A 26,802-nucleotide genomic window follows, 5' to 3' on the forward strand; every position below is an offset into this window, starting at 1 on the left:
TCAGCCCTCCCGTACGTCGGCCAGCGCGGCTCCCGCGTGCCGGATCAGCTCGCGCGGATCCATCGGGAACACCGTGTGCGGGGTCCCCGCGGCCGCCCAGACCACCTCGTGGGCCAGCAGGGAGCGGTCCGCGAGGACCCGGGTGCGCGTGCGGTGTCCGAAGGGCGGGACCCCGCCGATGGCGTAGCCCGTGGTCTCCCGGACCAGGGCCGCGTCCGCCCGGGTCACGGCGCCCGCCCCGAGTTCGCGGCGCACCGCCTCCACGTCCACCCGGGAGGCCCCGTCCATGAGGACCAGTACGGGAATCCCGTCGGCCGCGAAGATCAGCGACTTCACGATCTGGCTGAGCTCGCAGCCGATCGCGGCGGCCGCGTCGGCGGCGGTCCGGGTCCCGTCGGGGAAGCTCCGTACGTCCGGCTCCAGGCCCAGTGCGGCGAGGGCTCCGGCGAAGAGGGGGTGCGCGGTGGTCGTCATGACGGCACGCTAGCGCTCCCCGCACCGCCGGCGCGACGTACTTGTCGGCGCCCCGCTACAGCACGGAGCGCAGGGCCCGGACCAGGGCCTGGGCGCGCGGGTCGGCGGTGACCGACTTGGCGTGGGCGTTGGTGACGTAGCCGAAGCCGATGCCGGCTTCCGGGTCCGCGAAGGCCAGCGAGCCGCCGCGGCCCGGGTGCCCGAAGGAGGCCGGGGACAGCAGCGGGGAAGCGGGGCCGTGCAGCATGTAGCCGGGGCCGAAGCGCGTGTTGACCACCAGCACGCGGTCGGGGCCCGAGGAGAACTCCTTGCCGGCCAGCGCGGTGGTGGCCGGGGTGAAGATCCGCGCGCCGTCCTCCACCACGCCGATGGTGGCCGCGTAGAAGCGGGCCAGGGCGCGGGCCGTGCCGATGCCCGCGGACGCCGGCAGCTCGGCCGCCCGGTAGGCGGGGTCGTTCTCGTCCGGCAGCGGAAAGATGGCCGCGAAGGCTCGGCGGGTGAGGGAGTCCGGATCGGCGTAGGCCGCGGAAACGTTCCGCTTCGGCCGGGTCCTGAGCGTGCCCGCGCTCTGCGGCGGATCGACCGGCGCCACCCGGCCCACCCGGTGCTCCTCGGACTCCGGCAGGCCGATCCAGAAGTCCAGGCCCAGCGGCTCCGCGATCTCCTCGGCCAGGATGCCCCCCAGCGAACGGCCGGTCGCCCGCAGCACCAGCTCGGACAACAGCCAGCTGAAGGTCTGCGCGTGGTAGCCGTGCTCGGTGCCGGGCTCCCAGAAGGCCTGCTGGGCGGCGACCGCGCGCGCTCCGGAGACCCCGTCCGCGGCCTCGGCCACCGTCAGCCCGCGGTCCAGGGCCGGGACTCCCGCGCGGTGCGCGAGCAGGTCGCGGACCCGGGTCCGCTCCTTGCCGCCCGCCTTGAACTCCGGCCAGTACGAGCTGACCGGCGCGTCCAGGTCCAGCAGTCCGCGCTGCTGGAGCAGCAGCGGTACGGCCGCGGCCACGCCCTTCGTCGCGGAGCGGACGATCTGCACGGTGTCCTCGGCCCACAACTCCGCGCCGCCGCCCCCGTCGGCTCCCAGGTCGGCGTCCTTGGTGCCGGCCCAGAGGTCCACGACCTTGCGGCCGTCGCGGTACACGGCCACCGCCGCGCCCCGGTCCCCGAGCACCTCGAAGTTGCGTACGAACGCGTCCCTGACGGGCTCGAAGCCCTCCGCCACCACACCCTTGATGTCCACGGGCAGTCCAACAACCTCCGACCGGCGGTTATGCCACCGCGGCGGTCAGCCGACGACGACCGAGCGCGGGTCGAATCCGAAGGGCAGTTCCAGCCGGTGCGCCCGCATCAGTTCCTCGTCGCACAGCACGTCCTGGGTCCTGCCGTCCGCCACGACGGCCCCCTCGCTGAGGATCACCGAGCGCGGGCAGAGCTCCAGCGCGTAGGGCAGGTCGTGCGTGACCATCAGCACCGTGACGTCCAGCGAGCGCAGGATGTCCGCGAGTTCGCGGCGCGAGGCCGGGTCCAGGTTGGAGGACGGCTCGTCCAGTACGAGGATCTCGGGCCGCATGGCCAGTACGGTCGCCACCGCGACCCGGCGGCGCTGCCCGAAGGAGAGGTGGTGCGGGGGCCGGTCCGCGAAGGCGGCCATCCCGACCTGCTCCAGGGCGCCCCGCACCCGCTCCTCGAGCTCGGCGCCGCGCATCCCGGCGGCGGCCGGGCCGAAGGCCACGTCCTCCCGGACGGTCGGCATGAACAGCTGGTCGTCGGGATCCTGGAAGACGATGCCGACCCGGCGGCGGACCTCGGCGAGGTTGCGCTTCTCCACGGGCAGCCCGGCCACGCGCACGGAGCCGACCCCGCCGGTCAGGATGCCGTTGAGGTGCAGCACCAGGGTGGTCTTGCCGGCGCCGTTGGGACCGAGCAGCGCCACCCGCTCCCCGTGCCCGACCGTGAGGTCGACCCCGAAGAGGGCCTGGTGGCCGTCGGGGTAGGCGTAGGCGAGGCCGGCGACTTCGAGCGAGGGCGGGGCGGGCGCCTGGGGTGCGTTCAGGGGGTCGTTCACAGGGTCCATCCCATCAGACAGACGGCGAGCGCCGTCACCGGGAGCGCGGCCGCGTACGCCCATTGGGTGCGGGTGGCCGTCACCTCGTCGATCACCGGCATGGAGCCTGCGTAGCCCCGGCTGACCATCGCGAGGTAGACCCGCTCGCCGCGCTCGTAGGAGCGGATGAACAGGGCTCCGGCGGTCTTCGCGAGGACCCCCCAGTGGCGGATCCCGCGCGCCTCGAAGCCGCGTGAGCGCCGGGCGATGGACATCCGGCGCAGCTCGTCGCTGATGACGTCCCCGTACCGGATCATGAAGGAGGCGATCTGGACGAGCAGCGGCGGCAGCTTGAGCCGCTGGAGGCCCAGCAGCAGGGCCCGCAGCTCGGTGGTGGACGCGAGGAGTACGGACGCGGCCACGCCGAGGGTGCCCTTGGCCAGCACGTTCCAGGCACCCCAGAGGCCGGAGACGCTGAGCGACATGCCGAGCACCTCCACCCGCTCGCCCTGCGCCACGAAGGGCATCAGGACGGCGAAGGCGACGAAGGGCACCTCGATCAGCAGCCGGCGCAGCAGGAATCCTGCCGGGATCCGGGCCACGGCCGCGGCCGCCGCGATGAGGAGGGCGTACAGGCCGAAGGCCCACACCGCTTCGCGCGGTGTGGACACGACGACGATCACGAAGCCGAAGGTGGCGGCGAGCTTGCAGTGCGGCGGCAGGTCGTGGACCGGGGAGTTCCCGGCCCGGTAGAGCTTGTGGGCGTGGCCCGCGCCCATGTCAGGCGGCCGGTACGGCCGTGGAGGCGGCCGTCGGGTCGGTGCTGCGGCGACGGCGGACGGTCCAGAACACGCCGGTGCCGACCGCGACGGTCGCACCGACGCCGATGATCCCGGCGAGGCCGCCGGAGAGGCGGGCGTCGGAGACGTCCTTGACGCCGTAGTCGGCGAGCGGGGAGTCGGCGGCCGCGTGCTCGGTGACCTTCTGGTCGATGCCGTTGTCGGCGGCGACCTTCTCCAGTCCGTCGGGGCTGGAGGAGGCGTAGAAGGAGACGAAGCCGGCCAGGGCCAGCGCGGCGACCAGCCCGGTGATCCAGACGGGCTTCGTGGAGCGGGCCGGGGCGGGCACGGCGGCCGGGGCCGCGGGGGCGTCGACCAGTTCGCCGCCGACGCGCAGCTTCAGCGGGGCGGACAGGCCGCGGGCGCCGTGGACGAGGTCGGGGCGGACGGCGATCACGGCGCCGACGGTGGCGGCGGTGATGACGGCCTCGCCGATGCCGATGAGGACGTGGACTCCGACCATGGCCCCGAAGACCTTGCCCAGCGGGACGTCGGTGGTGCCGCCGAGGGCGAAGAGGAGGGTGAAGAAGGCGGCCGCGGCGGGCACGGAGAGCAGGGCTCCGGCGAAGGCGGCGACGGTGATCGAGCGGCGGCCGCCGGGCAGCAGCTTGACCAGCCCGCGGAAGACGGCGTAGGCGACGACCACGGTGACGACGCCCATGGTGACGATGTTGACGCCGAGGGCGGTCAGGCCGCCGTCGGCGAACAGGAGGCCCTGCATGAGCAGGACCACGGACACGCACAGCACACCCGTGTACGGGCCGACGAGGATGGCCGCGAGCGCGCCTCCCAGCAGGTGCCCGCTTGTTCCGGCGGCAACGGGGAAGTTGAGCATCTGTACGGCGAAGATGAAGGCGGCGACGAGTCCGGCGAGCGGCGCGGTGCGCTCGTCGAGTTCCCGGCGGGCGCCTCGGAGGCTGACCGCCACGGCTCCGGCGGCGGCGACACCTGCGGCAATGGAGACGGGGGCATCGATGAAGCCGTCGGGCACATGCATGGTTCTGCTCCGCTTCCTGCGGTCCGGCGAGCGGTCCGTTGAACTGACAAAGTCTTTAGCCGTTCAAGAATAGTGCCCAATTGCGAATCGTTGGCAAGAGCGGAGGCGACACAAATAGCTCCGCGCGGTTTCGTGGGAATGTGCGAGGCTGGGGTCAATACGGACGCAAATGTTCCGATTCGAGGAGTCTTGTCGATGTCAGCCGCCGCCGAGAATCCATCCGCAGGTGCCACCGCGACCCGGCCCGCGACCGCCACGGCCCCCCTCGCCGAGGCCGCCTTCGCCGAGGCCCCCTTCATCGAGGAACGCGTACGCGCCCGAGTGATCACCGACGACCCGCTCTACCGGGCCATCCCGGTGGCCCTGCGCTTCGTTCCCGACGAGCCGCTGGCCGTACGGATCGTCTTCCCCGCCGGCCTCTCCCCCGAGGGCACCGACAACGAGTGGGTCTTCCCCCGCGCCCTCCTGGAGGCCGGCCTTCAGGCCCCGACCGGGACCGGCGACGTACGCGTCTGGCCCTGCGGGCGCGTCCAGGCCGTCGTCGAGTTCCACTCCCCGGAGGGCGTCGCGGTGGTCCAGTTCGACATCGCCGCCCTGCGCCGCTTCCTGCGCCGTACGTACGCGCCCGCGCCCGTGGCCACCCGTTAGGCCCAGCGGGGCCCGCCCGATCCGGACGGCCCGTCACGCGGAACGGCCCCGCACCTCCCGGTGCGGGGCCGTTCCGCGTGCGTACCGCGGGCCGACGGGTCAGACGTTGGCCAGCTCGCGGTCCTTGTCGGGACCGGAACCGTCCGAGGACTCCCCGAGGTGCTTGCGCAGGCTCTCGCCCTCCACGTCCACGTTCGGCAGGATCCGGTCGAGCCACTTCGGCAGCCACCAGGCCTTGTGGCCGAGCAGTGCGAGGACGGCCGGGACGATGGTCATGCGGACGACGAAGGCGTCGAAGAAGACGGCGATGGCCAGGCCGAAGCCGATCATCTTCACCATCTGGTCGCTGGCGCCCATGAAGCCGGAGAACACCGCGATCATGATGACGGCCGCGGCGACGACCACCCGGGCGCTGTACTGGAACCCGGTGACGACGGCCTGGCCCGGCCGCTCCCCGTGGACGTACGCCTCACGCATGCGGGTGACCAGGAAGACCTCGTAGTCCATGGCCAGACCGAAGACCACGCCGACCATGAAGATCGGCATCATCGACATGATCGGGCCGGTCTGCTCCACCCCGAAGAGCGAGCCGAGCCAGCCCCACTGGAAGACCGCGACGACGGCGCCGAGGGCGGCGACCACCGAGAGCAGGAAGCCGAGGGCCGCCTTGAGCGGGACCAGGATCGAGCGGAAGACGAGCATCAGCAGCAGGAAGGCGAGGCCGACGACGAGTGCCAGGTAGGGCAGCAGCGCGTCGTTCATCTTCTGCGAGAAGTCGATGTTCATCGCGGTCGCACCGGTGACGAACACCTTGCCGCTGTCACTGCCGTCGCGGATCTCGTGGACCAGGTCCTCGGTCTGCACGGAGGACGGGCGGTCCTTGGGGATGACCGAGATGACGGCGGCGTCCTTGGCCTCGTTCTGGGTGGCCGGCATGACCGCGGCCACGCCGTCCAGACCCTTGATCCGCTCGACGGTCTGGTCGGCGAGCGCCTTGTCCCCGTCCACGACGACCATCAGCGGGCCGTTGAAGCCGGGGCCGAAGCCCTCGGAGAGCATGTCGTACGCCTGGCGCTGGGTGGTGGACACCGGCTGGGCGCCGTCGTCCGGCAGGCCCATCTCCAGCTTGCTCGCCGGGATCGCGATGATGCCGAGGCCGATCACGCCCGCGAGCAGCACCATGACGGGGCGGCGCAGGATGAAGCGGGCCCAGCGGGTGCCGCCGTTGGGCTTGGGCTCGGCGCCTTCGGCGACCGGCTTGGCCTTGCCGAGGAAGCGGGACTTCGTACCGGCGGGCAGCACCTTCTTGCCGGCGAATCCGAGCATGGCCGGGACCAGCGTCAGGGCGACGAGGACCGCGAGCACCACGGTGCCGGCGGCGGCGAAGCCCATCTTGCTGAGCATCGGGATGTTGACGACGGCCAGGCCCACGAGGGCGATGACCACGGTCAGACCGGCGAACACCACGGCGGAACCGGCGGTTCCCACGGCCCGGCCGGCGGCCTCGTCGCGCTCACGGCCCTCGGCGAGCTCCGCGCGGTAGCGGGAGACGATGAAGAGGGCGTAGTCGATGCCGACCGCGAGGCCGATCATCATCGCGAGGGTGGAGGTGGTGGAGCCGAGGTCCAGCACGTTGGCGAGCGCGGTGATGGAGGAGATGCCGATGCCCACGCCGATCAGCGCGGTGAGCAGCGGCAGTCCCGCGGCGATGAGCGAGCCGAAGGTGATGACGAGGACGATCGCGGCGATCGCGATGCCGATGATCTCGCCGGAGCCCGTCTCGGGGGCGGCCTGCAGGGCGTCACCGCCGATCTGGACGTTCAGTCCGTCGGCCTTGGCGGCCGTGGCGGACTCCGTCAGGGCCTCGCGGGTGGCGTCCGTCAGCTCCATGCCGCTGACCTTGTACTTGACGCTCACGTAGGCGGTGGAGCCGTCCTGGCTGACGGCCTTGGCCTCGTACGGGCTGGTGACCGAGGAGATCTGGTCCTTGCCCGGACCGTCCTTCAGCTCACTGACGATCTTCTCGACCTGGGGCTTGACGGCCTCCGAGTCGACCTTCTCGCCGGCCGGGGCCTTGATCACGATGCGGGCGGTGGCGCCGTCGGCGGCCATCCCCGGGAAGCGCTGGTCCAGCAGGTCGAAGGCCTTCTGGGCCTCCGTGCCGGGTATGGAGAACGAGCCTGAGGTGGGTGTGGACGCCGTTGCCGCGCCGAAGCCGGCGACGAACAGCAGCGCCACCCAGACGAGGGCGACGAATCGGCGGCGCCGGAAGGCGCCCCTGCCGAGGCGGTAAAGGAAGGTGGCCACGTCGGTGGTTCTCCCGTTCGGGTCGTGGGATGGATCAGGGCATGGAATGCCGTTCCGACGACGAGAGCGGCGTGTCAGGAGAGGCAGTATCGAGCGCGGGGACAGCGCGTGCGGGCGGCTGCCGGGTGAGCAGCCGGGCAGGATCAGACGCCGAGGGCGGGGAAGACCACGGCGTCGATGAAGTCACCGAGGAAGGTCCGGTCGACGGACCGGTCCTCGATGAGCGGAAGGGCGATGAATGCCCCGATGAGCATGTGCGGCACGAAGGCCAGGGCCGGACAGTCCGGGGCGATCTCGCCCCGGTCCACCGCCCTTTGCAGCATCTCTTGCAGACCGTTGATCTCCGGATCGACCAGCAGGTCCCGCAGCGCCTTGTGGAGCTCGGGGCTCTCGTGCACCGCGTGGGTCAGGCCCCGCATCAGCGCGGTGTCCTTCGCCATCTGGGCGTCGTCGGAGTTCTCGATCATGACCCCGAAGTCCCCGCGGATGCTGCCCGTGTCGATCTCCCGGAGGGAGACCGGCTGGGTGCAGCGCAGGGCCTTCGCGACCAGCTCGGGCTTGCTCCCCCACTGGCGGTAGAGGGTGGCCTTGCTGGACTTCGTACGGGCGGCGACCGCGTCCATGGTCAGCGCCTCGTAGCCGACCTCGCGCAGGAGGTCGAGGACCGCCCCGTGGAGTTCGGCTTCCCGCTCGGGGGTGATCCGGCTTCGACGCGACATCGCCTCTTCGACCATCCCGGCGTCTCCTCCCGACCCTGCCCAACCGAACGAAACCGTTTCGTACGGATAGACCATACCCCGGCATCAAGCGAAACGAAACCGTTCCGTTTCGCTCGGGGAGTGGTGTCGGTCACGCCCCGGCCGCCTGCCGCCACCCCGCGGGAGGTCCCACGGACATCCCATCGTGGTCCCATCGAGGCCCCATGGAGGCGCCCTGGATCACCTGTACGAGTTGCCAGCCCCCCTCCGCGCGGAAAGCATTGGGGGGTGAGTCACGACGCGGCGTACCTCCGGTTCCCCCATCTCCACGACGATCTGCTGTGCTTCGCCACCGAGGACGACCTCTGGGTGGCGCCCCTGGTACCCCCCGGAGAGCCCGCGGGCCGGGCCTGGCGGATCACCGTCGACCGGACCCGGGTGGGCCACCCCCGGTTCTCCCCCGACGGCAAGCACATCGCGTTCACCACCTGGCGCAGCCTCGACCCCGAGATCCACCTCGCCCCCGTCGAGGGCGGCCCGGCGCGCCGTCTCAGCTACTGGGGCGCCACCGACACCCGGGTCTGCGGCTGGACCCCGCCCGACAAGGACGGCCGCAGCGACATCCTGGCCGTCTCCTCGCACGGCCAGCCCTTCTCCCACTTCGCCTGGGCCTACAGCCTGCCCACCGACGGCAGCCCCGGCGGCCCGCTCCCCTGGGGGCCCGTCTCCGACATCGCCGTCCACGACGAGGCCCCCGACGGCGACGAGCCGGGCGAGCGGCGCACCCTGCTGCTGACCGGCAAGCCCCCGCACGAGCCCGCGGCCTGGAAGCGCTACCGCGGCGGCGCCACCGGCCGGCTGTGGCTGCACGGACAGCGGCTGCTGGAGGACATCGACGGCCACCTGGACTCGCCGATGTTCGTGGACGGCCGGATCGCCTTCCTCTCCGACCACGAGGGCATCGGCAACGTCTACTCCTGCCTGCCCGACGGCACGGACCTGCGCCGGCACACCGACCACGCGGAGTTCTACGCCCGGCACGCCTCCAGCGACGGCACCCGGATCGTCTACCAGTGCGCCGGCGATCTGTGGATCATCGAGTCGCTCGCCCCGGACGCCACCCCGCGCAAGCTGGAGGTCCGCCTGGGCGGCCCCCGCGCGGGCCGCCGCACTTACCAGGTCCCGGCCGCCAGCCACGTCGACTCCCTCTCCGTCGACGCCACCGGACGGGCCAGCGCCGTCGTCGTGCGCGGCAGCCTGTACTGGCTCACGCACCGCGACGGACCCGCCCGCACCATCGCCGACACCCCGGGCGTACGGGTCCGCCTGCCCGAGATGCTCGGCAGCGGCGGGCAGGTGGCGTACGTGACGGACGCGGAGGGCGAGGACGCGATCGAGATCGCCTACCTCCCCCGCGCCTCGGGCGACCGCGAGCCGCGCCGGCTCGCCTCCGGCGCGCTGGGCCGCGTACTGGAGCTGCTCTCCGATCCGGACGGCGAGCGGCTCGCGATCGCCTCCAACGACGGCCGGCTGCTGCTGATCGACGCCACCGAGGAGTCCAACGGCGAGGCCAGCGAGCTGATCCGCTCGGACAACGGTCCCGTCACCGACCTCGCCTTCTCCCCCGACGGCTGCTGGCTGACCTGGTCGCACCCGGGCATCGGCCGCTCGCTGCGCCAGATCAAGATGGCCCGGATCTCCGGACCAGGCGCGCACACGGTCGTGGACGTCACCAACGGCCGCTTCGAGGACGAGAATCCGGTCTTCACCCGGGACGGGCGCTACCTCGCCTTCCTGTCCTGGCGCGGTTTCGACCCCGTCTACGACGTCCACACCGGCGACCTGTCCTTCCCGCTGGGCTGCCGCCCGTACCTGGTGCCGCTGTCCTCGGCCACGCCCTCCCCCTTCGCCTTCTCCCCCGACGGGCGCCCGGCGGCGGGCGGACTCGACCCGGTCGAGGGGGACTCGGAGTCCGGCGACGGCGCGGTCACCGTGGAGATGGAGGGCCTGGAGAGCCGGGTGACGCCCTTCCCGGTGTCGGCCTCCAAGTACTCGGCCCTGTACCCGGTGAGCGGTGGCGGGCTGGTCTGGCTGCGCTGGCCGATCTCGGGCGCGCTCGGCGAGACCTTCGCCAATCCGGCCGACACCAGCGGCAAGCCCACGCTGGAGTACTTCGACCTCACGAAGGCCCGCAAGACGGAGCTGGCCTCCGGGCTGGACTGGTTCGCCGTCAGTGGCGACGGCACCCGGCTCGTGGTCAACGACGACGGCGACCTGCGCGCCGTCCCGGCGACCGAGTCCGGCGACACCGACTCGACCGTCTACCTGGACCTGCGGCGCATCCTGCACGAGGTGGACCCGGCGGCCGAGTGGCGCCAGGCCTTCGAGGAGGCCGGGCGGCTCATCCGTGCCTACTTCTGGGAGCCCGGGATGTGCGGCATCGACTGGGACGGGGTGCTGCGCCAGTACCGCTCCCTCGTCGAACGGGTCGCCTCCCCCGACGAGTTCGCCGACCTGATGCGCGAGGTCCTCGGCGAGCTCGGCACCTCGCACGCGTACGTGTCCCCGGCCCGCCGCAACGAGGGCCCCCCGCACTACCAGCGGGCCATCGGCCTGCTCGGCGCCAACCTCTTCCCCCGCGACGGGGCCTGGGTCGTCGGCCGGATCCTGCCCGGCGAGTCCTCCGACTCCAAGGCCCGCTCCCCGCTCGCGGGCACCGGCATCCGCGAGGGCGCGGTCCTCACCCATGTGGACGGCCGGCCGGTGGACCCGGTCACCGGGCCGTACCCGCTGCTGTCGGCGGCCGGCGGCACCACCGTGGAGCTCACCTTCGAGCCCGCCGAGGGTCAGGGCCGCTCGCGCCGGGTCGCGGTCGTCCCGCTGATCGACGAACGGCCGCTGCGCTACCAGGACTGGGTGGCCAAACGCCGTGCGGTGGTCCGGGAGATCAGCGGCGGCCGGTGCGGCTACCTGCACATCCCCGACATGGGCGGCTCGGGCTGGGCGCAGTTCAACCGCGACCTGCGCGCCGAGATGTCCAAGCCGGCCCTGCTCGTGGACGTACGCGGCAACGCCGGCGGGCACATCAGCGAGCTGGTGGTGGAGAAGCTGACCCGCTCGATCCTCGGCTGGGACCTGACCCGCAACGCGCAGCCCGTCTCCTACGCCTCCAACGCGCCCCGGGGCCCGATCGTGGCCCTCGCCGACGAGGCGACCTCCTCCGACGGGGACATGATCACGGCCGCCTTCAAGCTGCTGGGGCTCGGCCCGGTCGTCGGCCAGCGCACCTGGGGCGGGGTGGTCGGCATGACCGGCCGGCACACCCTGGGCGACGGCACGGTGATCACGGTGCCGATGAACGCCGCCTGGTTCCCCGAGTACGGCTGGTCCGTGGAGAACCAGGGCGTGGAGCCCGACCTGCCGATCCTGCGCACCCCGCTCGACTGGGCGGAGGGACGGCACGCGCAGCTCGACGACGCCGTGCACCTGGCACTGGAGCTGCTGGAACAGGACCCGGCCGCGGTACCGCCCGGCTACACGGACGTACCGGACCGGCGCCGCCCGAAGCTGCCGCCGCGGGGATGACTCCTCGGGGCGGACGACCGTAGGGCATGCGAAAGGGGTGCGACCCGGAACGGCGGGTCGCACCCCTCGGCGCGAACGAGGTCCTGCGTGGTACTGCGTATTACTGCCTGCCGCTACTTGTCGAAATTCTCGTCGAACGTGTCACGGGCCCTATCCTTGGCCTGGTCGGCGGCCTGCGAGGCGCGCTCGGACACCTCGTCCTGCTTGCCGGAGGCCTTCGCCCGCTCCGCGAGTTCCTTGGCCTTGTCCTGGAACTGGTCCCTGATGCCCATGTGTCCTCACTCCTGTAACGGTGTTCGGTAAGGGGAACCCGACCAGTCTCGCCCAGGCGGACATTCCTCGCATTCCGATCAGCGGCTCGGGCTGCGCTCCTGCTCGTCCGCGGCCCCGCCTGCCCCCACAAGTCCCTTGGACACACCGGCCAGTCGCGGTTCGAAGCGCTTCATCTCACGCTGTCCGACGGTCGAGATGACCGCGGGCAGGTACCCGCGGATCCCCTGCATGCCGCGCAGCCACCACTGCGCGTACACGTGCGCCGAGCGCCGCTCGATGCCCGCCACGATCCGGTCGACGGCCGGCCCCAGCGGGTACGTCCGGTTCGACGGCCACGGCAGCCGCTGGCGCAGTTCGCGCATGACCTCGTCCTGGTCGGCGCCGCGCACCATGTCGGTGTCGGTCCAGGACAGGTAGCCGACGCCCACCTTGACCCCCTTGTAGCCGACCTCGGCGCTCAGGCAGTGCGCGAAGGCCTCGACCCCGGACTTGGAGGCGCAGTAGGCGGTCATCATCGGCGCCGGGGTGATCGCCGCGAGGGAGGCGATCTGCAGGAAGTAGCCGCGGCTCTCCATCAGCACCGGCAGGAAGGCGCGGGCGGTGACGGCGCCGCCGATGAGGTTGACTTCGATGACCCGGCGCCAGGCGTCCGGGTCGGAGTCGACGAAGGGCCCGCCGGAGGCGACGCCGGCGTTGGCGACGACTATGTCCACCTTGCCGAAGCGCTGCTTGACCTCCTGCGCGACCCGGGCCATGGCCTCGTGGTCGGTGACGTCGGCGTACCAGTGGTCGCTGTCGGTGTGGAGCCGCTCGGAGACCTCCTTGAGGGCTTCGGGCTCCAGACCCACGAGGGCCACCTTCGCGCCGCGTGCGGACAGTTTGCGGGCGAGCAGTTCGCCGACCCCGCGCGCGGCCCCCGTGACGACGGCGACCTGGCCTTCCAGACTCCTGCGAGCACTCACGGCGTCTTCTCCTTGGCGGGCTTGAGGTTCGGGGACTTCGGGGCGGCAGGGGCGGCGGCGGCAGGGACCGCGGCGGCGACGGGGGCGGCAGGGGCGGTGTCGGCGGCGGCAGGGGCGGTGTCGGCGGCGGCGCCCGCGGCGAGGTACACCCCGGCCAGCTCGCGCACGGCGGCGGTGACGGCCTCCGGGGCCTCGATCGGGCTCATGTGCCCCACCCCGGTCAGTTCGGTGAGCCCCACGCAGTTCGGCAGCGCGGCGGCCAGCCCCCGGGCGTGCACGATCGGTGTCAGCCGGTCGCTCTTGCCGCCGAGGACGGCGGTCGGCGCGGTGAGCGACGCCAGCTGCGCGTCCAGGTCCAGTGCGGCCAGCACACCGGACCAGGCGTGCCGCACCCGGGTGGGGCAGGCGTGGACGATGCGCGCGCAGGCCTCGACCTTCCCGGGCGCGGAGCCGGGGCCCATCGTGGCGTACTTCAGTACCTTGCGGGCGACGGGGGTGACGGGTCCGAGCGGGGCCCGGGATCCCAGGACCGCCCCGGTGATACGGGTCCTCGCGCGGCCGGCGCGCCACGGCAGGACCTGCGACTCCTCGACCAGCCGGCCGCTGCCGGTGCTGCACAGCAGCACGGCCGCGGCGTGCTCGGCGAACTCCGGCCGGGCGGCGGCGGCCATGACCGTCATCCCGCCCATGGAGTGGCCCGCGATGACGGCCTTCTCGCCGGGTGCGAGGGTGGCCTCCAGGACGGCGACCAAGTCGTCGGCCAGGGCGGCGGTGCCGTAGCCGGAGAGGGAGCCGGCGGGGCTGCGGCCGTGGCCCCGCTGGTCGTAGGCGATGACCCGGTGTCCGGTGGACAGGGCCCGTATCTGCGCGGCCCAGAAGGCGGTGGAACAGGTCCAGCCGTGCGCGAGCACGACGGCCGGGGCTCCGTCCTCGCCGTGCACCTCGACGTGCAGGCGCGCACCGTCGGCGGAGGTGGCGACCAGCTCCCGGCGGGCGGCCGGCGGGGCGTAGGGGCCCGCGGTCACGTGCGTCAGGCGGCTCACGCGGCCTCCTCCTGCACCGCTTCGGCCGCACCGGCCACCGGGACCCGTTCGCGCTCGCGGACCCGTACGACCTCGTACTCGCCCAGGTCCACGCCCAGGGTCTCCCGGCGGAACTCCCCGGTGGTGCCGGGCCAGACCGTGGTGTTGCGGCCCTGCGCGTCCAGGTACCAGCTGGTGCAGCCGCCGGTGTTCCACACGGTCCGCTCCATGCGGGTCTGGACCTGCCGGTTCCAGGCGTTGACCGCGGACGGCCGCGCGGCGAGGGCGACCTTGCCGCCCGGACCGCGTCCACCGAGGAGGGCGAGCTGGCGCATGTAGTCCGCCATGTAGTTCAGCTGCGACTCGATCATCAGGATCATCGAGCTGTTCCCGAGCCCGGTGTTCGGCCCGATGATCGTCATCCAGTTCGGGAAGCCCGCCGCGGTGGCCCCGCGCAGCGACTGCATCCCGTCCTTCCAGACCTCCGCGAGGGTCTTTCCGTCCACGCCCACCACCCGGTCGGCGATCGGCATGTCGGTGACGTGGAAGCCGGTGCCGAAGACGATCGCGTCGGCCTCGGTCTCGGTCCCGTCGGCCGCGACCAGCACCGAGCCCCGGATCTCCTTCAGCCCGGAGGCCACCAGGTCCACGTTGGGCCGGGCGAGCGCCGGGTAGTACTCGCTCGACAGCAGGATCCGCTTGCAGCCGATGCGGTACGAGGGCGTCAGCTTGGCCCGCAGCTCCGGGTCCTTGATCGAGCGCGCCATGTTCGCCTTGGCGAGGGACTCGACCAGCCCGAGCTGGTTGGGCCGCTTGGTGAAGGCGCTGACCTGGAGTTCGCGTATCCCCCACAGCAGCCCGCGGCGGGCCGCCCGGGTGAAGGGGAGCTGGCGGTGCAGCCAGCGCTCCACCGAGGTGATCGCCCGGTCGGTGCGCGGCATGACCCACGGCGGGGTGCGCTGGAAGAGCGTGAGCCGCTCCACCTCGGGCGCGATGGCGGGCACGATCTGGATGGCGGAGGCGCCCGTACCGATCATGGCGACGCGCTTGCCGCGCAGGTCGTAGTCGTGGTCCCAGCGGGCCGAGTGGAACACCTTGCCGGGGAAGCCGGCCAGTCCGGGTATCTCGGGCATCTTCGGGTCCGACAGCGGCCCGGTGGCGGAGACGACCACGTCGGCGGTGAGGTCCCCGCCCGAGGTCTCGATCTCCCAGCGCATCCCGTCCGCGTCCCACCGTGCCATCCGGACCTCGTGGTTCAGCCGGATGTGGCGGCGCAGCCCGAAGGTGTCGGCCACGTGCTCCAGGTACTCCCTGATCGCGGGCTGCCCGGAGAAGGTGCGGGGCCAGTCGGGATTGGGGGCGAAGGAGAACGAATACAGATGCGAGGGCACGTCGCAGGCGCACCCGGGGTAATTGTTGTCCCGCCACGTGCCGCCGACGGAGTCCGCGCGCTCCAGCACGACGAAGTCCGTGATCCCCTCGCGCCGCAGCCGCACCGCGGCGCCCAGCCCGCCGAACCCGGACCCGATCACCGCCACGCGTACGTGTTCGCGTTCCTGCTCGCGCCCGTCCATGCCACCGCCCATGCCAGCCACCTTCGGATGCCGATGCCAACGCCCATTCGGATGCTGCCAGCAATCACTGGCACAATCGGGAGAGTAGAGCAGCCCCGTACTCATGGGTAGGGGTCGCGCCGGGAAAGTTACCGGGAGTACGCCCTAGGCTGCGCACGTGCCGCACAATGCGACACAGGACGCAGCGCGCCCCATCCAGGCCGCCGAAGCCACCGAAGCAAGGACCACAGTGCGCGAATACCGCACGGAAGAGCTGGCCGAGGCCGCCGGCATACCCGTACGCACCCTGCGCTTCTACCGCGAGCGCAAGCTCCTGCCGCCGCCCCGCCGCGAGGGCCGCATCGCCTGGTACGACGACCACCACCTGGCCCGGCTGCGCACCATCGCCGCCCTGCTGGAGCGCGGCCACACCCTCGGCGGGATAGCCGAGCTGACCGTCGCCTTCGAAAACGGCCGCGACGTCGGCCAGCTGGGTGAGCTGCTCGGCATCGGCTGGTCCGAGGAGACCCCGGTCCGCCTGACGCCCGAGGCCCTCGCCGACTACTTCGAGGGCGAGGTCACCCCGGAGAACCTGGCGGCCTCGCTCGACCTCGGCTACCTCGCCACCGACGGCGAGGAGATCGTCCACGTCAGCCGCCGGCTCCTGGACGTCTCCTCGGCCCTGGTCCGCGAGGGGGTACCGCTCTCGGCCGTCCTGGAGGCGGGCCGCCGGGTCCGCGAGCACGCGGACGCGATGGCGGCCCTGTTCGCGGACCTCATCTCCACGCACATCTCGCAGGAAGCGGTCCCGCGCCTGCGCCCCCTGGCCAAGAGCGTGGTCGAGGCGGAACTCACGATGGCCATGGAGCGCCTGCGCCCGCCGACGCCGGGCCCCTCCCGGCCTTCGCCGCCTCAGACGCCGAGCTCGTAGACCACGGTCACCGGCGCGTGGTCCGACCACCGCTCCGGGTGCGTCTCGGCCCGCTCCACGAACGCCTTGACGGCCCTGGCCGCCAGCCCCGGCGTCGCCACCTGCAGATCGATGCGCCAGCCCGCGTCGTTGTCGAAGGCCCGCCCGCGGTAGGACCACCAGGAGTACGGCCCCTCGGTGTCCGGGTGCAGGCTCCGCACCACGTCCACGTACCCGGCGGTGCCGTAGACCTGCCCGAGCCATTCGCGCTCCTCGGGCAGGAAGCCGGCGTTCTTCCGGTTGGTCTTCCAGTTCTTCAGGTCGGCTTCCTGGTGGCAGATGTTCCAGTCACCGCAGACGACGACCTCACGGCCGTCCGCCGCGGCCCGCGCCTTGAGCTCCTTCAGATAGCCGAGGAACTCCCCCATGAACCGGTACTTCTCGTCCTGCTTCTCGGTCCCGGCCTCCCCGGAGGGCAGGTAGAGGCTGGCGACGGTCACACCGGGCAGGTCGATCTCCAGGTACCGCCCGCTGCCGTCGAACTCTTCGCTCCCGAATCCGACCTGCACCCGCTCCGGCTCCCGCCGCGAGTAGACCGCGACCCCGGCCCGCCCCTTGGCGGCGGCCGGCGCGAACACGGTGTGCCACCCCTCGGGCGCCCGCACCTCGTCCGGAATCTGCCCCTCCTCGGCCCGTACTTCCTGCAGGCAGACGACGTCGGCATCGGACCCGGCGAGCCACGGGGAGAACCCCTTCTTGGCGGCAGCGCGGATTCCATTCACATTCACGGAGGTCACAGAGAACATCCCTGCACGATAGCCGGAGCGTTCCGTACCCTGTTCGGATGTCTCAGGAGATCCAGCTCCGCGCCGTGTCGTACGACCACCCGGACGCGGTCAAGCTCAACGACCAAGTACAGATCGAATACGAGAAGCGCTATGACGGCGAGGGCGACGTCACCTTCCTCGACCCGGCGATGTTCGATCCGCCCCGGGGCCTCTACCTCCTCGCCTACGACGCGTCGGGCACCCCGATCGCCAGCGGCGGCTGGCGCAGCCACGAGGCGAACGACGAGGGCTACGCCGACGGCGACGCCGAGCTGAAGCGCATGTACGTGGTCCCCGAGGCTCGCGGCCTGGGCCTGGCCCGCCGCATCCTCGCCGCCCTCGAAGCGGACGCCCGCGCGGCCGGCCGGCTGCGCATGGCCCTGGAGACCGGCGACCAGCAGCCGGAGGCCATCGCCCTCTACCTCTCCGAGGGCTACACCATGACGGAAGCCAAGTTCGGTCACTACCGCTTCCACGACAACAGCCGCTGCATGACGAAGCCGCTGAACCCGGCGTGACCCGGCCCGAGTCGGGCGCGGCCGCAACGAGCCCGCGCCCGACTCGATCCACTCGGCTCCGCTCCGGCCCCCAACGCAAAAGATCCCGCCCGGTCTTCCGACCGGACGGGATCTCGTGACGTTCTCGGGAGCAACCCGTGAACTGTCGTTTGTGGACCTGTGGGGATTTGAACCCCAGACCCCCTCGATGCGAACGAGGTGCGCTACCAGACTGCGCCACAGGCCCTTGCGACGTGTGAAACATTAGCATCCCCTCGCGGGTGCTCCAAAACCGGAATCGGGGAGCGTCCGCGCAGGTCATCGATCACTCGTTCGCGGCGCGCGGTCGCTCGTCGCCCTCGTACTGGTCGAAGAGGGGCGTACGGGCCGCGTCGCGCGGGCGGGTCCGCGGCGACGGGGCCGACGGCTGGGCGCGCAGGCGGGGTTCGGTCGGCTCGGCCGTGCTGGAGCGGGCCGCGCTCCAGGGGTCCGGGGTCGCCGGGCCGGTGGCGCGCGGGGCGACCGGGGCCGTCACGTACGTGGGCAGCGGCACCGGGACGGGCTCCCAGCTGTCACCCCGGGCGGGGCCGCGCTCGCGTTCGCGCTGCTGGTCCACCCACTCCGCGTGGTCCGTCTGCTCGACCAGGGCGCGCCGGCCGGCCTCCTGCGGGGAGACGGGTGGCGCGGGGTCCGGGTCGGAGCCGGCCACCGCGGCATCGTCGGAGTGGCGCCGCCGGGGGCGGCTCTCGCGCAGGTGGCGTGCGGCCGCCTCGGCGCGCCGCCGGTCCATCGTGAACTCGTAGCGGCGCCGCTCCTGGACCCGCAGGTGCACGATGTACGTGCTCAGCAGCAGGGCGGGGACGGCCGGGGCCCACAGGTACTGGAGCCCGCCGACGGCGGCGGCGACCGCGCCGAGGGTGAAGATCAGGAAGAGCAGCGCGGTGGTGCGCCTGCGGCGGGCCAGGACGACCAGGCGCTGCTCGCGGCGGGCCCGTTCCACGCGGTCGGCCCGCTGGGAGGCGGCCGATCTCGGCTCGGCCCGGGTCGGCGGGGGCACGACGACAGCCCGGGCGTCGGCGGCGTCCACGGGTTTCACCGTTTCCGTCGCGGCGTCCGGGTCCGCGGGGGGCTGGGGCTGCGCCTCCTCGTCACCGCGCTCACGCAGCCCCTTGGCGTAACGGCGCTCCATTCCCGCCCGGCCGGAAAGCAGCCGGATGGCGGTGGAGAAGCGTTCCGTCGGACGGGCTTCGTTCAGCTCGTCCTGCCTCCGGAGCCACATGGGCACCAAGTAGGCGGCCCAGGCCCCGACAATGACTGCGTAGATGAGGCCGCTGCTGCTCACACCCCACACCGTAGAGGGGCGCGGCCGGGCGGATCCGCCAATTGGGACGGCGTGTCGCACGATCTCGCTGATATCACGGACTTTTTTTGTGATTCTTCGGATCAGGTTATGGGCGAATCGGTCATTGAGCGAAGAAATTCGAACAGATATCGGATTTCTATTGTTCGGCCGACTGTGCGGGACCCTGCGGATGACGGGCGCGGTGCCAGCGGCGCAGCAGCCCCTCGCGCACTTCCTCCGCCGTCAGCGCGTACACGAGGTGATCGCGCCAGGCCCCGTCGATGTGCAGGTACCGCGGGCGCAGTCCCTCCTCGCGGAAGCCGAGCTTCTCCACCACCCGCCGGCTCGGACCGTTCTCCGGCCGGATGCACACCTCGATCCGGTGCAGCCCGACCTTCGCGAAGCAGTGGTCCACCGCCAGCGCGACCGCCGTCGGCATCACGCCGCGCCCGGCCACGTCCCGGTCCACCCAGTAACCGACGTGGCCCGCGCACATCGAGCCCCAGGTGATGCCGGCGACCGTCAGCTGGCCCACCAGGCGGCCCTGGTACTCGATGACGAACGGCAGCATGCGCCCCGCGTTCGCCTCCGCCCGGAGGTGGCGCACCATCTGGCGGTACGTGGGCCGCTGGATCACCGGTCCCCAGGGCGCGGGCGGCGGGATCGTGGCCTCCCACGGCCGGAGCCAGTCGCGGTTGCGGCGGTTGACCTCGCGCCAGGCGGTCTGGTCACGCAGCTTTATCGGCCGGAGGGTGACATCGCCGTCCGCCAGCGCCACCGGCCAGGTGGGGCCGTTCAGCTCGGGCTCCCCGGCGGTCTGCCCCCGGGACGGGGGTGGTCGCCGCCGCGGATCTGGTCGACGGCGTGCAGCAGGACGCGGGACAGGACCGCGATCCCGTCGCGGACCCCGCCCGTGGAACCGGGCAGGTTCACGATGAGGGTGTGTCCGGCCACGCCCGCCAGCCCCCGGGAGAGGGCCGCGGTGGGCACCTTCGCCAGGGACTCGGCCCGGATGGCCTGCGGGATGCCCGGGATCTCGTAGTCCAGGACCCGGGCGGTGGCGTCGGGGGTCCGGTCGGTCGGCGAGATGCCGGTGCCGCCCGTGGTCAGGATGACGTCGTACCCGGCGGCGACGCCCTCGCGCAGGGCAGCCTCCACGGGGTCCCCGTCGGGGACCACGCGCGGGCCGTCCACCGCGAAGCCGAGCGCGCTCAGGCCCTCGGCGAGCACCGGGCCGCCCTTGTCCGCGTACACGCCCTGCGAGGCCCGGTTCGAGGCCGTGACGACCAGTGCGCGCAGCGAGGGGGCCGCGGGCGTCACCGGCTGCGCCTCCGGGGCATGGGCGTGGCTGTGGACCTCGCCGCCGCGCGGGGCGTTCACGAGCGCGCCCAGTCGCCGGACTTGCCGCCCGTCTTCTCCTCGACCCGCACGTCGGTGATGACCGCGCCCTTGTCGACGGCCTTGACCATGTCGATGACGGTGAGCCCGGCGACCGCGACGGCGGTCAGCGCCTCCATCTCGACGCCCGTGCGGTCGGTGGTCTTGACGGTGGCGAGGATCTCGACGGCGTCGTCGGTGACCTTCAGGTCCACCTTCACCCCGGAGACGGCCAGCGGGTGGCACAGCGGGATCAGGTCGGGGGTCTTCTTCGCCCCCATGATCCCGGCGATCCGCGCGGTGGCGAGGGCGTCGCCCTTGGGTACGCCCTCGCCCCGCAGCAGTTCGATGACCCGGGGGGAGACGAGCACGCGGCCGCTGGCCCGCGCCGTCCGGGTGGTGACGTCCTTCGCCGAGACGTCGACCATCCGGGCCGCGCCGGCCTCGTCGATGTGCGTCAGCCTGGTGCCGGCGGCGCCGCCGGCGCTGCTCTGCGTACTCATATCTGCGTGCCGCTCCCGTCCGGGCCCCGCAAGGGCCTGTGTGGTGCAACACGCTACCCGCATCCGCGGGACCTCAGCCGAGCAGGACCACTTCCAGCTCGGCCCCCGGCTCCACCGACGTCACGTCCTCCGGTACGACCATCAGGGAGTCGGCGTGCGCCAGCGCGGCGATCAGGTGCGAGCCCGATCCGCCGACCGGGCTGACCGTGCCGGACTCCGCGTCGTACTTGCCGCGCAGGAACTGCCGGCGGCCCGCCGGGGAGCCGAGCGCCTTGTCCGCCTTGAGCACCGCGCGCACGCTCGGCCGGCTGACCTCGGAGGCGGGCAGGCCCATGAGGGCGCGGATCGCGGGGCGCACGAACAGCTCGAAGGAGACGTAGGAGGAGACCGGGTTGCCTGGCAGGGCCAGCAGCGGGGTGTGGTCGGGGCCGATGGTGCCGAAGCCCTGCGGCTTGCCGGGCTGCATGGCCAGCTTGCGGAAGTCGATCCCGGTCCCGTCCACGTCATCGTCCCCGGTGGCGACGGCCGTGAGGGCCTCCTTGACCACGTCGTACGCGCCGACGCTGACCCCGCCCGTGGTGACCAGCAGGTCGGCCCGGATGAGCTGGTCCTCGATGGTGGAGCGCAGGGTCTCGGCGTCGTCGGCGACGGCTCCGACCCGGTAGGCGATGGCCCCGGCGTCCCGCGCGGCGGCGGCCAGGGCGAAGCTGTTGGAGTCGTAGATCGTGCCGGGCGTCAGGGCCTCGCCGGGCTGGACCAGTTCGCTGCCGGTGGACAGGACGACCACGCGCGGGCGCGGACGCACCCGTACGGTGCCCCGCCCGATGGCGGCCAGCAGGGCGATCTGCGGGGGCCCGAGGACGGTGCCCGCGGCGAGCGCGAGGTCCCCGGCCTGTACGTCGCTGCCGCGGGAGCGGACGTGCGCCCGCGCGTCGGCGGAGCGGTGGACCCGTACCTCGCCGGCGGCGCCCTCGGGCGACTCGCTGGCGGGGGTCATTCCCGTGGCGGCGCCGCCGCCCGTGCCGCCGTCGGTCCACTCGACCGGTACGACGGCTTCCGCGCCGGGGGGCAGCGGGGCGCCGGTCATGATGCGGGCGGCCTGGCCGGGGCCCACGGTCGGCAGCTCGCCGTCGCCGGCCGCGACGTCCCCGATGACCGTCAGCACCGCGGGGAATTCCTCACTGGCGCCCTGGACATCGGCGGTCCGGACGGCGTACCCGTCCATCGAGCTGTTGTCGAAGGGCGGCAGGGCCACGGGAACCGTGACGTCCTCGACGAGGACACAGCCCTGGGCGTCCAGCAGCTGGAGCTCGATGGGCTCCAGCGGCCGGACCGTGCCGAGGACGTCCGCCAGGTGCTCGTCCACCGACCAGAGGCGCTGGGGGGCGGCTGTGTCCCGCGGTGCTTCGGGCTTGCTCAAGGTCCTACATCTCCTCCGTGACGTAATGGTGAAGCCAGGTGCGGAACTCCGGGCCCAGGTCCTCACGCTCGCACGCGAGTCGGACGATGGCCCGCAGGTAGTCCCCGCGGTCCCCGGTGTCGTAGCGGCGGCCCCGGAAGACCACGCCGTGCACCGGGCCTCCGACGGTCTCGTCGGCGGCCAGCTTCTGCAGGGCGTCGGTCAGCTGGATCTCACCGCCGCGGCCCGGCTCGGTCTCACGCAGTATGCCGAAGATCGCCGGATCGAGGACGTACCGTCCGATGACCGCGTAATTGCTGGGTGCGTCCGCGGCGTCGGGCTTCTCCACGAGACCGGTGATGCGGACCACGTCCGACTCGCCGGTGGGCTCGACCGCGGCGCAGCCGTAGAGGTGCACCTGGGAGGGGTCGACCTCCATCAGGGCGACGACGGTGCCGCCGGACCGCTGCTGGATCTCCGTCATCCGGCGCAGCAGCGGGTCGCGCGGGTCGATGAGGTCGTCGCCGAGGAGGACGGCGAAGGGTTCGTCGCCGACGTGCGGTTCGGCGCACAGCACGGCGTGGCCGAGGCCCCGGGGGTCGCCCTGGCGGACGTAGTGCATGGTGGCCAGGTCGCTGGATTCCTGGACCTTCTTGAGCTTGTCGTCGTCGCCCTTGGCGATGAGCGCCGACTCCAGCTCGTAGTTGCGGTCGAAGTGGTCTTCGAGAGCACGCTTGTTACGACCCGTGATCATGAGAATGTCGTCGAGGCCGGCCGACACGGCCTCCTCGACGACGTACTGGATGGCCGGCTTGTCCACCACCGGAAGCATTTCCTTGGGTGTCGCCTTGGTAGCGGGAAGGAACCGAGTGCCGAGGCCCGCGGCCGGGATGACAGCCTTTTTGATCACGGGGTGCAACTGAGTCATGGGCGGAACGATAGTGGTTCGTGATGAGGCCCATGTGAGATTCAGATGAACATGATCGGGTTTACGCCCATAGAAAGGGATACGAGCCAACCGTGACAGAGAACCGGCCTCCGGCGGCCAAGGCGGATCTGCGCCGCGAACTCCTCGCGGCCCGCCGCGCCCTGTCCGCCGACGCCCTGCGCGACGCGGCCCGCGCCCTCTCCCGTTCCGCCCTGGAACTGCCCGAACTCGGCTCCGCCCGCACCGTGGCCGCCTACGTCTCCATCGGCTCCGAACCCGGCACGCGCGAGCTGCTCGACGCCCTGCGGGCGGCCGGCGCCCGGGTGCTGCTGCCCGTCCTGCTGCCCGACAACGACCTCGACTGGGCGGCGTACGAAGGCCCTGAGAGCCTGGCCGAGGCCGCGCACCCGGGGAAGATGCGGCTCCTGGAGCCGGCCGGTCCCCGCCTCGGCCCCGACGCGGTGACCGCCGCCGACGCCGTACTGCTGCCCGGACTGGCCGTGGACCGGCGGGGGATGCGGCTCGGCCGGGGCGGAGGCTCGTACGACCGGGTGCTGGAACGGCTGGAGCGCGCCGGGGCACATCCCGCGCTGGTCGTGCTCCTCTACGACGACGAGGTGGTCGCGCGGGTCCCGGAGGAACCGCACGACCACCCCGTACGGGCGGTGGCCACCCCGTCGGGGGTGATCCGCTTCAGTGCCTAGACGGCTCTCGACGCCCTGGAACCCGAGCTCATGAACCCTCGGGCCGGAGGGTCAGGGTGTCGACCGTGGCCTTGCCCACGGCGTCCTTGCCGAAGGGCCAGTCCAGCAGTTCGCCCTTGGCCCACAGCGTCGTCTGGTCCGTGTAGTGGTCGTGGTACGCGTGCCCCGAGGCGCCCGTCAGGTTGATCCACCGGGACTTGTCGAAGTCGGCGAGGTTCACGACCATCCGCATCGAGGGCACCCAGGTGACCCCGTACCCGCTGGAGGCGTTCCAGCCGGTCGCGTTGACGGTGGCCTCGCCGCCGCCCAGGTTCCAGGGGCCCCGGTTGAGGAGCCACTGGAGGTAGCCGGGGCCCTCGGTGCCGATCGTCTGGTTCTTCAGCATCAGCTGGTGCAGCCGGCCCCAGCTCCAGGTCGACTGGTCCTTGCCGAGCTTGGCGGTCAGCTCCCAGCGGGCGTCCTTCATGGCCCGCGCGAAGAGCTGGTCGCGGCTGGTGGTGGCGGCCACGGTGCGGCCGACTGCGGGCGCCTGCCACCACGGCGACTTCTCGTCCTTGACCAGGCGGCGGACCACCTCGAACCAGCGGTCCCCGCCGTCCGGCTGCGCCGAGTCGGAGGCGCGCTCACCGCACTCGCGGACCATCTTGACGAGGTCGTCGGCAGGTCCGGTCGTCGACTCGGGGACGTTCATGCAGCTGCCCTCGACGCGCAGCTCCTTGGGCATCTTGTCGCCGAAGGCCAGCTTGAGGATGTTGCGCCAGACCGCGTTGAAGTACGCGGCGGCCGCCGAGTCGGGCTCCTGGGTGTAGTTCCAGCCCTCCAGCAGCTTCTGCGCGGAGCGGACGTCCGGGTCCGAGACGTCGATCTTGGCCAGCATCGGGGTCAGCAGCGCGGCGATCTCGCTGCTGTTGTCCATCTGCATGGTGCGCATGTCGTCGGTGGAGATCTTCCCGCTGTCCTTGATCTTCGCCTCGATGAGGTCGTTGATCCGCTGACTGCGGGCGCCGTAGCCCCAGTCGGTGGTCAGCAGGTACGGGTACTTGCCGGCGCCGCTCTCGGTGACGGCCTGGTTGGCGGTCACGATGAAGCCGCGGTCGGGGTTGTAGACCCACGGCATCTCGTCCTGCGGGACGTAGCCGGCGTTGCCGTCCTTGGCGCCCTTCCAGGCGTACTTGGAGTCCCAGCCCGGGGTCGGCATCTTGCCGTCCGCGCCGCCGCCGCGGATCGGGATGCGGCCGGGGGCCTGGTAGCCGATGTTGCCGGTGGCGCCCTTGTTGTCCGCGTAGATCAGGTTCTGCGAGGGGACCTCGAAGTCGCGGGCCGCGGTGCGGAACTCCTGGAAGTTCTTGGCCCGGTTGAGCGAGAAGACGGCGTCCATCGACTTGCCCGGGTCCAGCGCGGTCCAGCGCAGGGCGACCCCGTAGCCGTTGCCGCGGTCCGGGGCGGCGCTGCTCACGGGGGCGCGGGCGCCGACCGTGGTGATCTCGTCGCTGCGGTCGGAGATCAGCGGACCGTTGTTCGTGGACCGCACGGTGATCTTCTTCTCGCCGCCGCCGGCGATCTTGATGACCTCTTCGCGGGTGGCGAAGGGGAGCACCTTGTTGTCGTAGACGTAGCCCTCGGGCTTGACCTGCTCCAGGTAGAGGTCGGTCACGTCGGCGCCGAGGTTGGTCATGCCCCAGGCGATGTCGGCGTTGTGGCCGATGATCACGCCCGGCATGCCGGAGAAGGTGTAGCCGGCCACGTCGTACCGGCAGGAGGCCGAAGCCGCCCGGCAGTGCAGGCCCATCTGGTACCAGACCGAGGGCAGCTGCGGGGAGAGGTGCGGGTCGTTCGCGAGCAGCGGCTTGCCGGTGGTCGTGTACTTGCCCGCGACGACCCAGGAGTTCGATCCGATGCCGCTGCCGGCCGGGCCGAGGATCGCGGGGATCGTGTCGAGGGTGTCGGCCAGCGCGCCGAGCGAGGTCCGCAGGCCCACGGTGGCGCCCTGGGCGGTGGCGTTGCCCGCCAGCCCGGTCTCGCCGGTGGTCCCCGTGGCCGTGGAGACCTGGGAGCCGGTGGTGCCGCCCTGCCCGCCGGTGGTGGTGGAGCCGGAGCCCACCGGGCTGCCGGAGCCGGGACCGGCCGCGGGGGCGTACTTCCCGCCCTTGACGGTGCCGCCCTCGACGATCGGACGGTTCCGGTCGAAGGGGTACGGCGGGTAGAGCTGGTCGATCTGCGCCTGCGAGAGCTTGCCCGTCATCAGCGCGCGGTCGATCTCGTCCTGCATGTTGCCGCGCAGGTCCCAGGCCATCGCCTTGAGCCAGGCCACCGAGTCGACGGGGGTCCACTGCTCGGGGGCGTAGGACTCGCTGAGCTTGAGGGCGGCGTGCTCGACGGAGAGGTCCTTGCCGGACTTCCCCTTCAGGTACGCGTTGACCCCGTCGGCGTAGGCCTGCAGGTACTTCTTCGTCTCGGCCGACAGCTTGGTGTCGTACTCCTGCTGCGCGACCCGGCGCCAGCCGAGCGTGCGCAGGAAGGCGTCCGTCTCGACCTGACCGGCGCCGAACATCTCGGAGAGCCGCCCGGAGGTCATGTGGCGTCGTACGTCCATCTCCCAGAACCGGTCCTGCGCGTGCACGAAGCCCTGCGCGCGGAAGAGGTCCTCGTCGGAGTCGGCGTACAGCTGGGGGATTCCGCTGGCGTCGCGCTTGACGTCGACGGTCCCGGTCAGGCCGGGCACCTTGAGGGAGCCGGTGGTCTGCGGGAACGAGGCCCGCACGCTGTCCACGCTCCAGTACGCCCCGTACCCGAGGCCAGCGAAGAGCGCCAGCACCAGGACGAGCACGATCAGACGGGCGCGTCGTCCCTTCTTCTTGACGGAAGGGGCGGTTTCGTTGGCGGGCATCGCTGTCCTTAGAGGGGCAGGGTGGTCCTGGG

At 72.1% G+C, this 26,802-nt stretch carries 24 protein-coding genes and 1 tRNA gene; 5 read left to right on the top strand and 20 right to left on the bottom strand.

The window, feature by feature from the left end; genetic code table 11:
• The 5 genes from ACFYM0_RS08175 to ACFYM0_RS08195 are packed head-to-tail and all read right to left on the bottom strand — an operon-like array spanning window position 1 to window position 4,348.
• Window positions 1-474, bottom strand: coding sequence for a YbaK/EbsC family protein (locus ACFYM0_RS08175; RefSeq protein WP_388497972.1), 474 nt, complete (start codon window positions 472-474; stop codon window positions 1-3).
• Window positions 475-529: 55 nt separating this feature from the next.
• Entirely contained in the window at window positions 530-1,714 is a 1,185-nt protein-coding gene (locus ACFYM0_RS08180; protein ID WP_388498504.1) for a serine hydrolase domain-containing protein, read from the bottom strand.
• A 39-nt stretch (window positions 1,715-1,753) separates the two neighbouring features.
• Complete coding sequence (locus ACFYM0_RS08185) at window positions 1,754-2,542, bottom strand: energy-coupling factor ABC transporter ATP-binding protein (protein WP_388497975.1); 789 nt, start codon at window positions 2,540-2,542, stop codon at window positions 1,754-1,756.
• Window positions 2,530-3,291 (bottom strand): cobalt ECF transporter T component CbiQ, encoded by a 762-nt coding sequence (gene cbiQ / locus ACFYM0_RS08190; RefSeq protein ID WP_388497977.1) that lies wholly within the window; start codon window positions 3,289-3,291, stop codon window positions 2,530-2,532. Before cbiQ ends, ACFYM0_RS08185 begins: the two co-directional genes overlap by 13 nt.
• A gap of 1 nt (window position 3,292) precedes the next feature.
• Window positions 3,293-4,348 carry an energy-coupling factor ABC transporter permease gene (locus ACFYM0_RS08195; RefSeq protein WP_388497980.1) on the bottom strand — a complete coding sequence of 352 codons (1,056 nt, stop codon included), beginning with the start codon at window positions 4,346-4,348 and terminating at the stop codon, window positions 3,293-3,295.
• A 195-nt stretch (window positions 4,349-4,543) separates the two neighbouring features.
• Between ACFYM0_RS08195 and ACFYM0_RS08200 the strand changes: the two genes are divergently transcribed.
• Window positions 4,544-4,996 (top strand): SsgA family sporulation/cell division regulator, encoded by a 453-nt coding sequence (locus ACFYM0_RS08200; protein WP_388497983.1) that lies wholly within the window; start codon window positions 4,544-4,546, stop codon window positions 4,994-4,996.
• A 99-nt stretch (window positions 4,997-5,095) separates the two neighbouring features.
• On the opposite strand, the gene ACFYM0_RS08205 is transcribed toward ACFYM0_RS08200, so the two are convergent.
• Together ACFYM0_RS08205 and ACFYM0_RS08210 are read right to left on the bottom strand one after the other, a co-directional pair.
• Window positions 5,096-7,303: an MMPL family transporter gene (locus ACFYM0_RS08205; RefSeq protein ID WP_388497986.1), complete on the bottom strand. Its 2,208-nt coding sequence runs from the start codon at window positions 7,301-7,303 to the stop codon at window positions 5,096-5,098.
• Window positions 7,304-7,446: 143 nt separating this feature from the next.
• Complete coding sequence (locus ACFYM0_RS08210; RefSeq protein ID WP_388497989.1) at window positions 7,447-8,022, bottom strand: TetR/AcrR family transcriptional regulator; 576 nt, start codon at window positions 8,020-8,022, stop codon at window positions 7,447-7,449.
• A 267-nt stretch (window positions 8,023-8,289) separates the two neighbouring features.
• Between ACFYM0_RS08210 and ACFYM0_RS08215 the strand changes: the two genes are divergently transcribed.
• Window positions 8,290-11,586 carry a S41 family peptidase gene (locus ACFYM0_RS08215; RefSeq protein ID WP_388497992.1) on the top strand — a complete coding sequence of 1,099 codons (3,297 nt, stop codon included), beginning with the start codon at window positions 8,290-8,292 and terminating at the stop codon, window positions 11,584-11,586.
• Between the two features lie 113 nt (window positions 11,587-11,699).
• Here the strand turns inward: ACFYM0_RS08215 and ACFYM0_RS08220 are convergent, their stop codons facing one another.
• From ACFYM0_RS08220 to ACFYM0_RS08235, 4 genes are all read right to left on the bottom strand, one after another.
• Window positions 11,700-11,858 (bottom strand): hypothetical protein, encoded by a 159-nt coding sequence (locus ACFYM0_RS08220; protein ID WP_388497995.1) that lies wholly within the window; start codon window positions 11,856-11,858, stop codon window positions 11,700-11,702.
• A 78-nt stretch (window positions 11,859-11,936) separates the two neighbouring features.
• Window positions 11,937-12,821, bottom strand: a complete 885-nt coding sequence (locus ACFYM0_RS08225; protein WP_388497998.1) for an SDR family oxidoreductase — start codon at window positions 12,819-12,821, stop codon at window positions 11,937-11,939.
• Window positions 12,818-13,864, bottom strand: a complete 1,047-nt coding sequence (locus ACFYM0_RS08230; protein ID WP_388498001.1) for an alpha/beta fold hydrolase — start codon at window positions 13,862-13,864, stop codon at window positions 12,818-12,820. Before ACFYM0_RS08230 ends, ACFYM0_RS08225 begins: the two co-directional genes overlap by 4 nt.
• A complete protein-coding gene (locus tag ACFYM0_RS08235) occupies window positions 13,861-15,429 on the bottom strand; it encodes a flavin-containing monooxygenase (protein WP_388498005.1) in 1,569 nt (522 codons plus the stop codon). The genes ACFYM0_RS08230 and ACFYM0_RS08235 overlap by 4 nt, the downstream gene beginning before the upstream one ends.
• Before the next feature lie 181 nt (window positions 15,430-15,610).
• Between ACFYM0_RS08235 and ACFYM0_RS08240 the strand changes: the two genes are divergently transcribed.
• Complete coding sequence (locus ACFYM0_RS08240) at window positions 15,611-16,327, top strand: MerR family transcriptional regulator (protein ID WP_388498506.1); 717 nt, start codon at window positions 15,611-15,613, stop codon at window positions 16,325-16,327.
• Here the strand turns inward: ACFYM0_RS08240 and ACFYM0_RS08245 are convergent.
• Window positions 16,309-17,112 (bottom strand): exodeoxyribonuclease III, encoded by an 804-nt coding sequence (locus tag ACFYM0_RS08245; RefSeq protein ID WP_388498008.1) that lies wholly within the window; start codon window positions 17,110-17,112, stop codon window positions 16,309-16,311. The genes ACFYM0_RS08240 and ACFYM0_RS08245 overlap by 19 nt on opposite strands.
• 38 nt (window positions 17,113-17,150) lie before the next feature.
• On the opposite strand from ACFYM0_RS08245, the gene ACFYM0_RS08250 reads away from it, so the two are divergent.
• Window positions 17,151-17,651, top strand: a complete 501-nt coding sequence (locus tag ACFYM0_RS08250; RefSeq protein WP_388498010.1) for a GNAT family N-acetyltransferase — start codon at window positions 17,151-17,153, stop codon at window positions 17,649-17,651.
• Window positions 17,652-17,803: 152 nt separating this feature from the next.
• Here ACFYM0_RS08250 and ACFYM0_RS08255 read toward each other — a convergent pair.
• From ACFYM0_RS08255 to galU, 7 genes are all read right to left on the bottom strand, one after another.
• Window positions 17,804-17,877 (bottom strand) — tRNA-Ala (locus ACFYM0_RS08255).
• Window positions 17,878-17,955: 78 nt separating this feature from the next.
• On the bottom strand, window positions 17,956-18,972 hold the full coding sequence (locus ACFYM0_RS08260; protein WP_388498012.1) for a hypothetical protein: 1,017 nt from the start codon (window positions 18,970-18,972) through the stop codon (window positions 17,956-17,958).
• 157 nt (window positions 18,973-19,129) lie between these two features.
• Window positions 19,130-19,750, bottom strand: a complete 621-nt coding sequence (locus tag ACFYM0_RS08265; RefSeq protein ID WP_388498015.1) for a GNAT family N-acetyltransferase — start codon at window positions 19,748-19,750, stop codon at window positions 19,130-19,132.
• 17 nt (window positions 19,751-19,767) lie between these two features.
• Complete coding sequence (locus ACFYM0_RS08270) at window positions 19,768-20,292, bottom strand: molybdenum cofactor biosynthesis protein B (protein ID WP_388498509.1); 525 nt, start codon at window positions 20,290-20,292, stop codon at window positions 19,768-19,770.
• Window positions 20,293-20,348: 56 nt separating this feature from the next.
• Complete coding sequence (moaC, locus tag ACFYM0_RS08275; RefSeq protein ID WP_243335354.1) at window positions 20,349-20,852, bottom strand: cyclic pyranopterin monophosphate synthase MoaC; 504 nt, start codon at window positions 20,850-20,852, stop codon at window positions 20,349-20,351.
• Window positions 20,853-20,925: 73 nt separating this feature from the next.
• Window positions 20,926-22,272, bottom strand: coding sequence for a gephyrin-like molybdotransferase Glp (gene glp, locus ACFYM0_RS08280; protein WP_388498017.1), 1,347 nt, complete (start codon window positions 22,270-22,272; stop codon window positions 20,926-20,928).
• A 4-nt stretch (window positions 22,273-22,276) separates the two neighbouring features.
• Entirely contained in the window at window positions 22,277-23,179 is a 903-nt protein-coding gene (galU, locus tag ACFYM0_RS08285) for a UTP--glucose-1-phosphate uridylyltransferase GalU (protein WP_388498020.1), read from the bottom strand.
• Between the two features lie 92 nt (window positions 23,180-23,271).
• Between galU and ACFYM0_RS08290 the strand changes: the two genes are divergently transcribed.
• Window positions 23,272-23,883 carry a 5-formyltetrahydrofolate cyclo-ligase gene (locus ACFYM0_RS08290; protein WP_388498022.1) on the top strand — a complete coding sequence of 204 codons (612 nt, stop codon included), beginning with the start codon at window positions 23,272-23,274 and terminating at the stop codon, window positions 23,881-23,883.
• 28 nt (window positions 23,884-23,911) lie between these two features.
• Here the strand turns inward: ACFYM0_RS08290 and ACFYM0_RS08295 are convergent, their stop codons facing one another.
• Complete coding sequence (locus ACFYM0_RS08295) at window positions 23,912-26,770, bottom strand: penicillin acylase family protein (RefSeq protein ID WP_388498025.1); 2,859 nt, start codon at window positions 26,768-26,770, stop codon at window positions 23,912-23,914.
• Window positions 26,771-26,802: the final 32 nt, after the last annotated feature.

The organism is Streptomyces sp. NPDC006487 (assembly GCF_042870555.1).
In the GTDB taxonomy this organism is placed as follows: Bacteria; Actinomycetota; Actinomycetes; order Streptomycetales; family Streptomycetaceae; genus Streptomyces.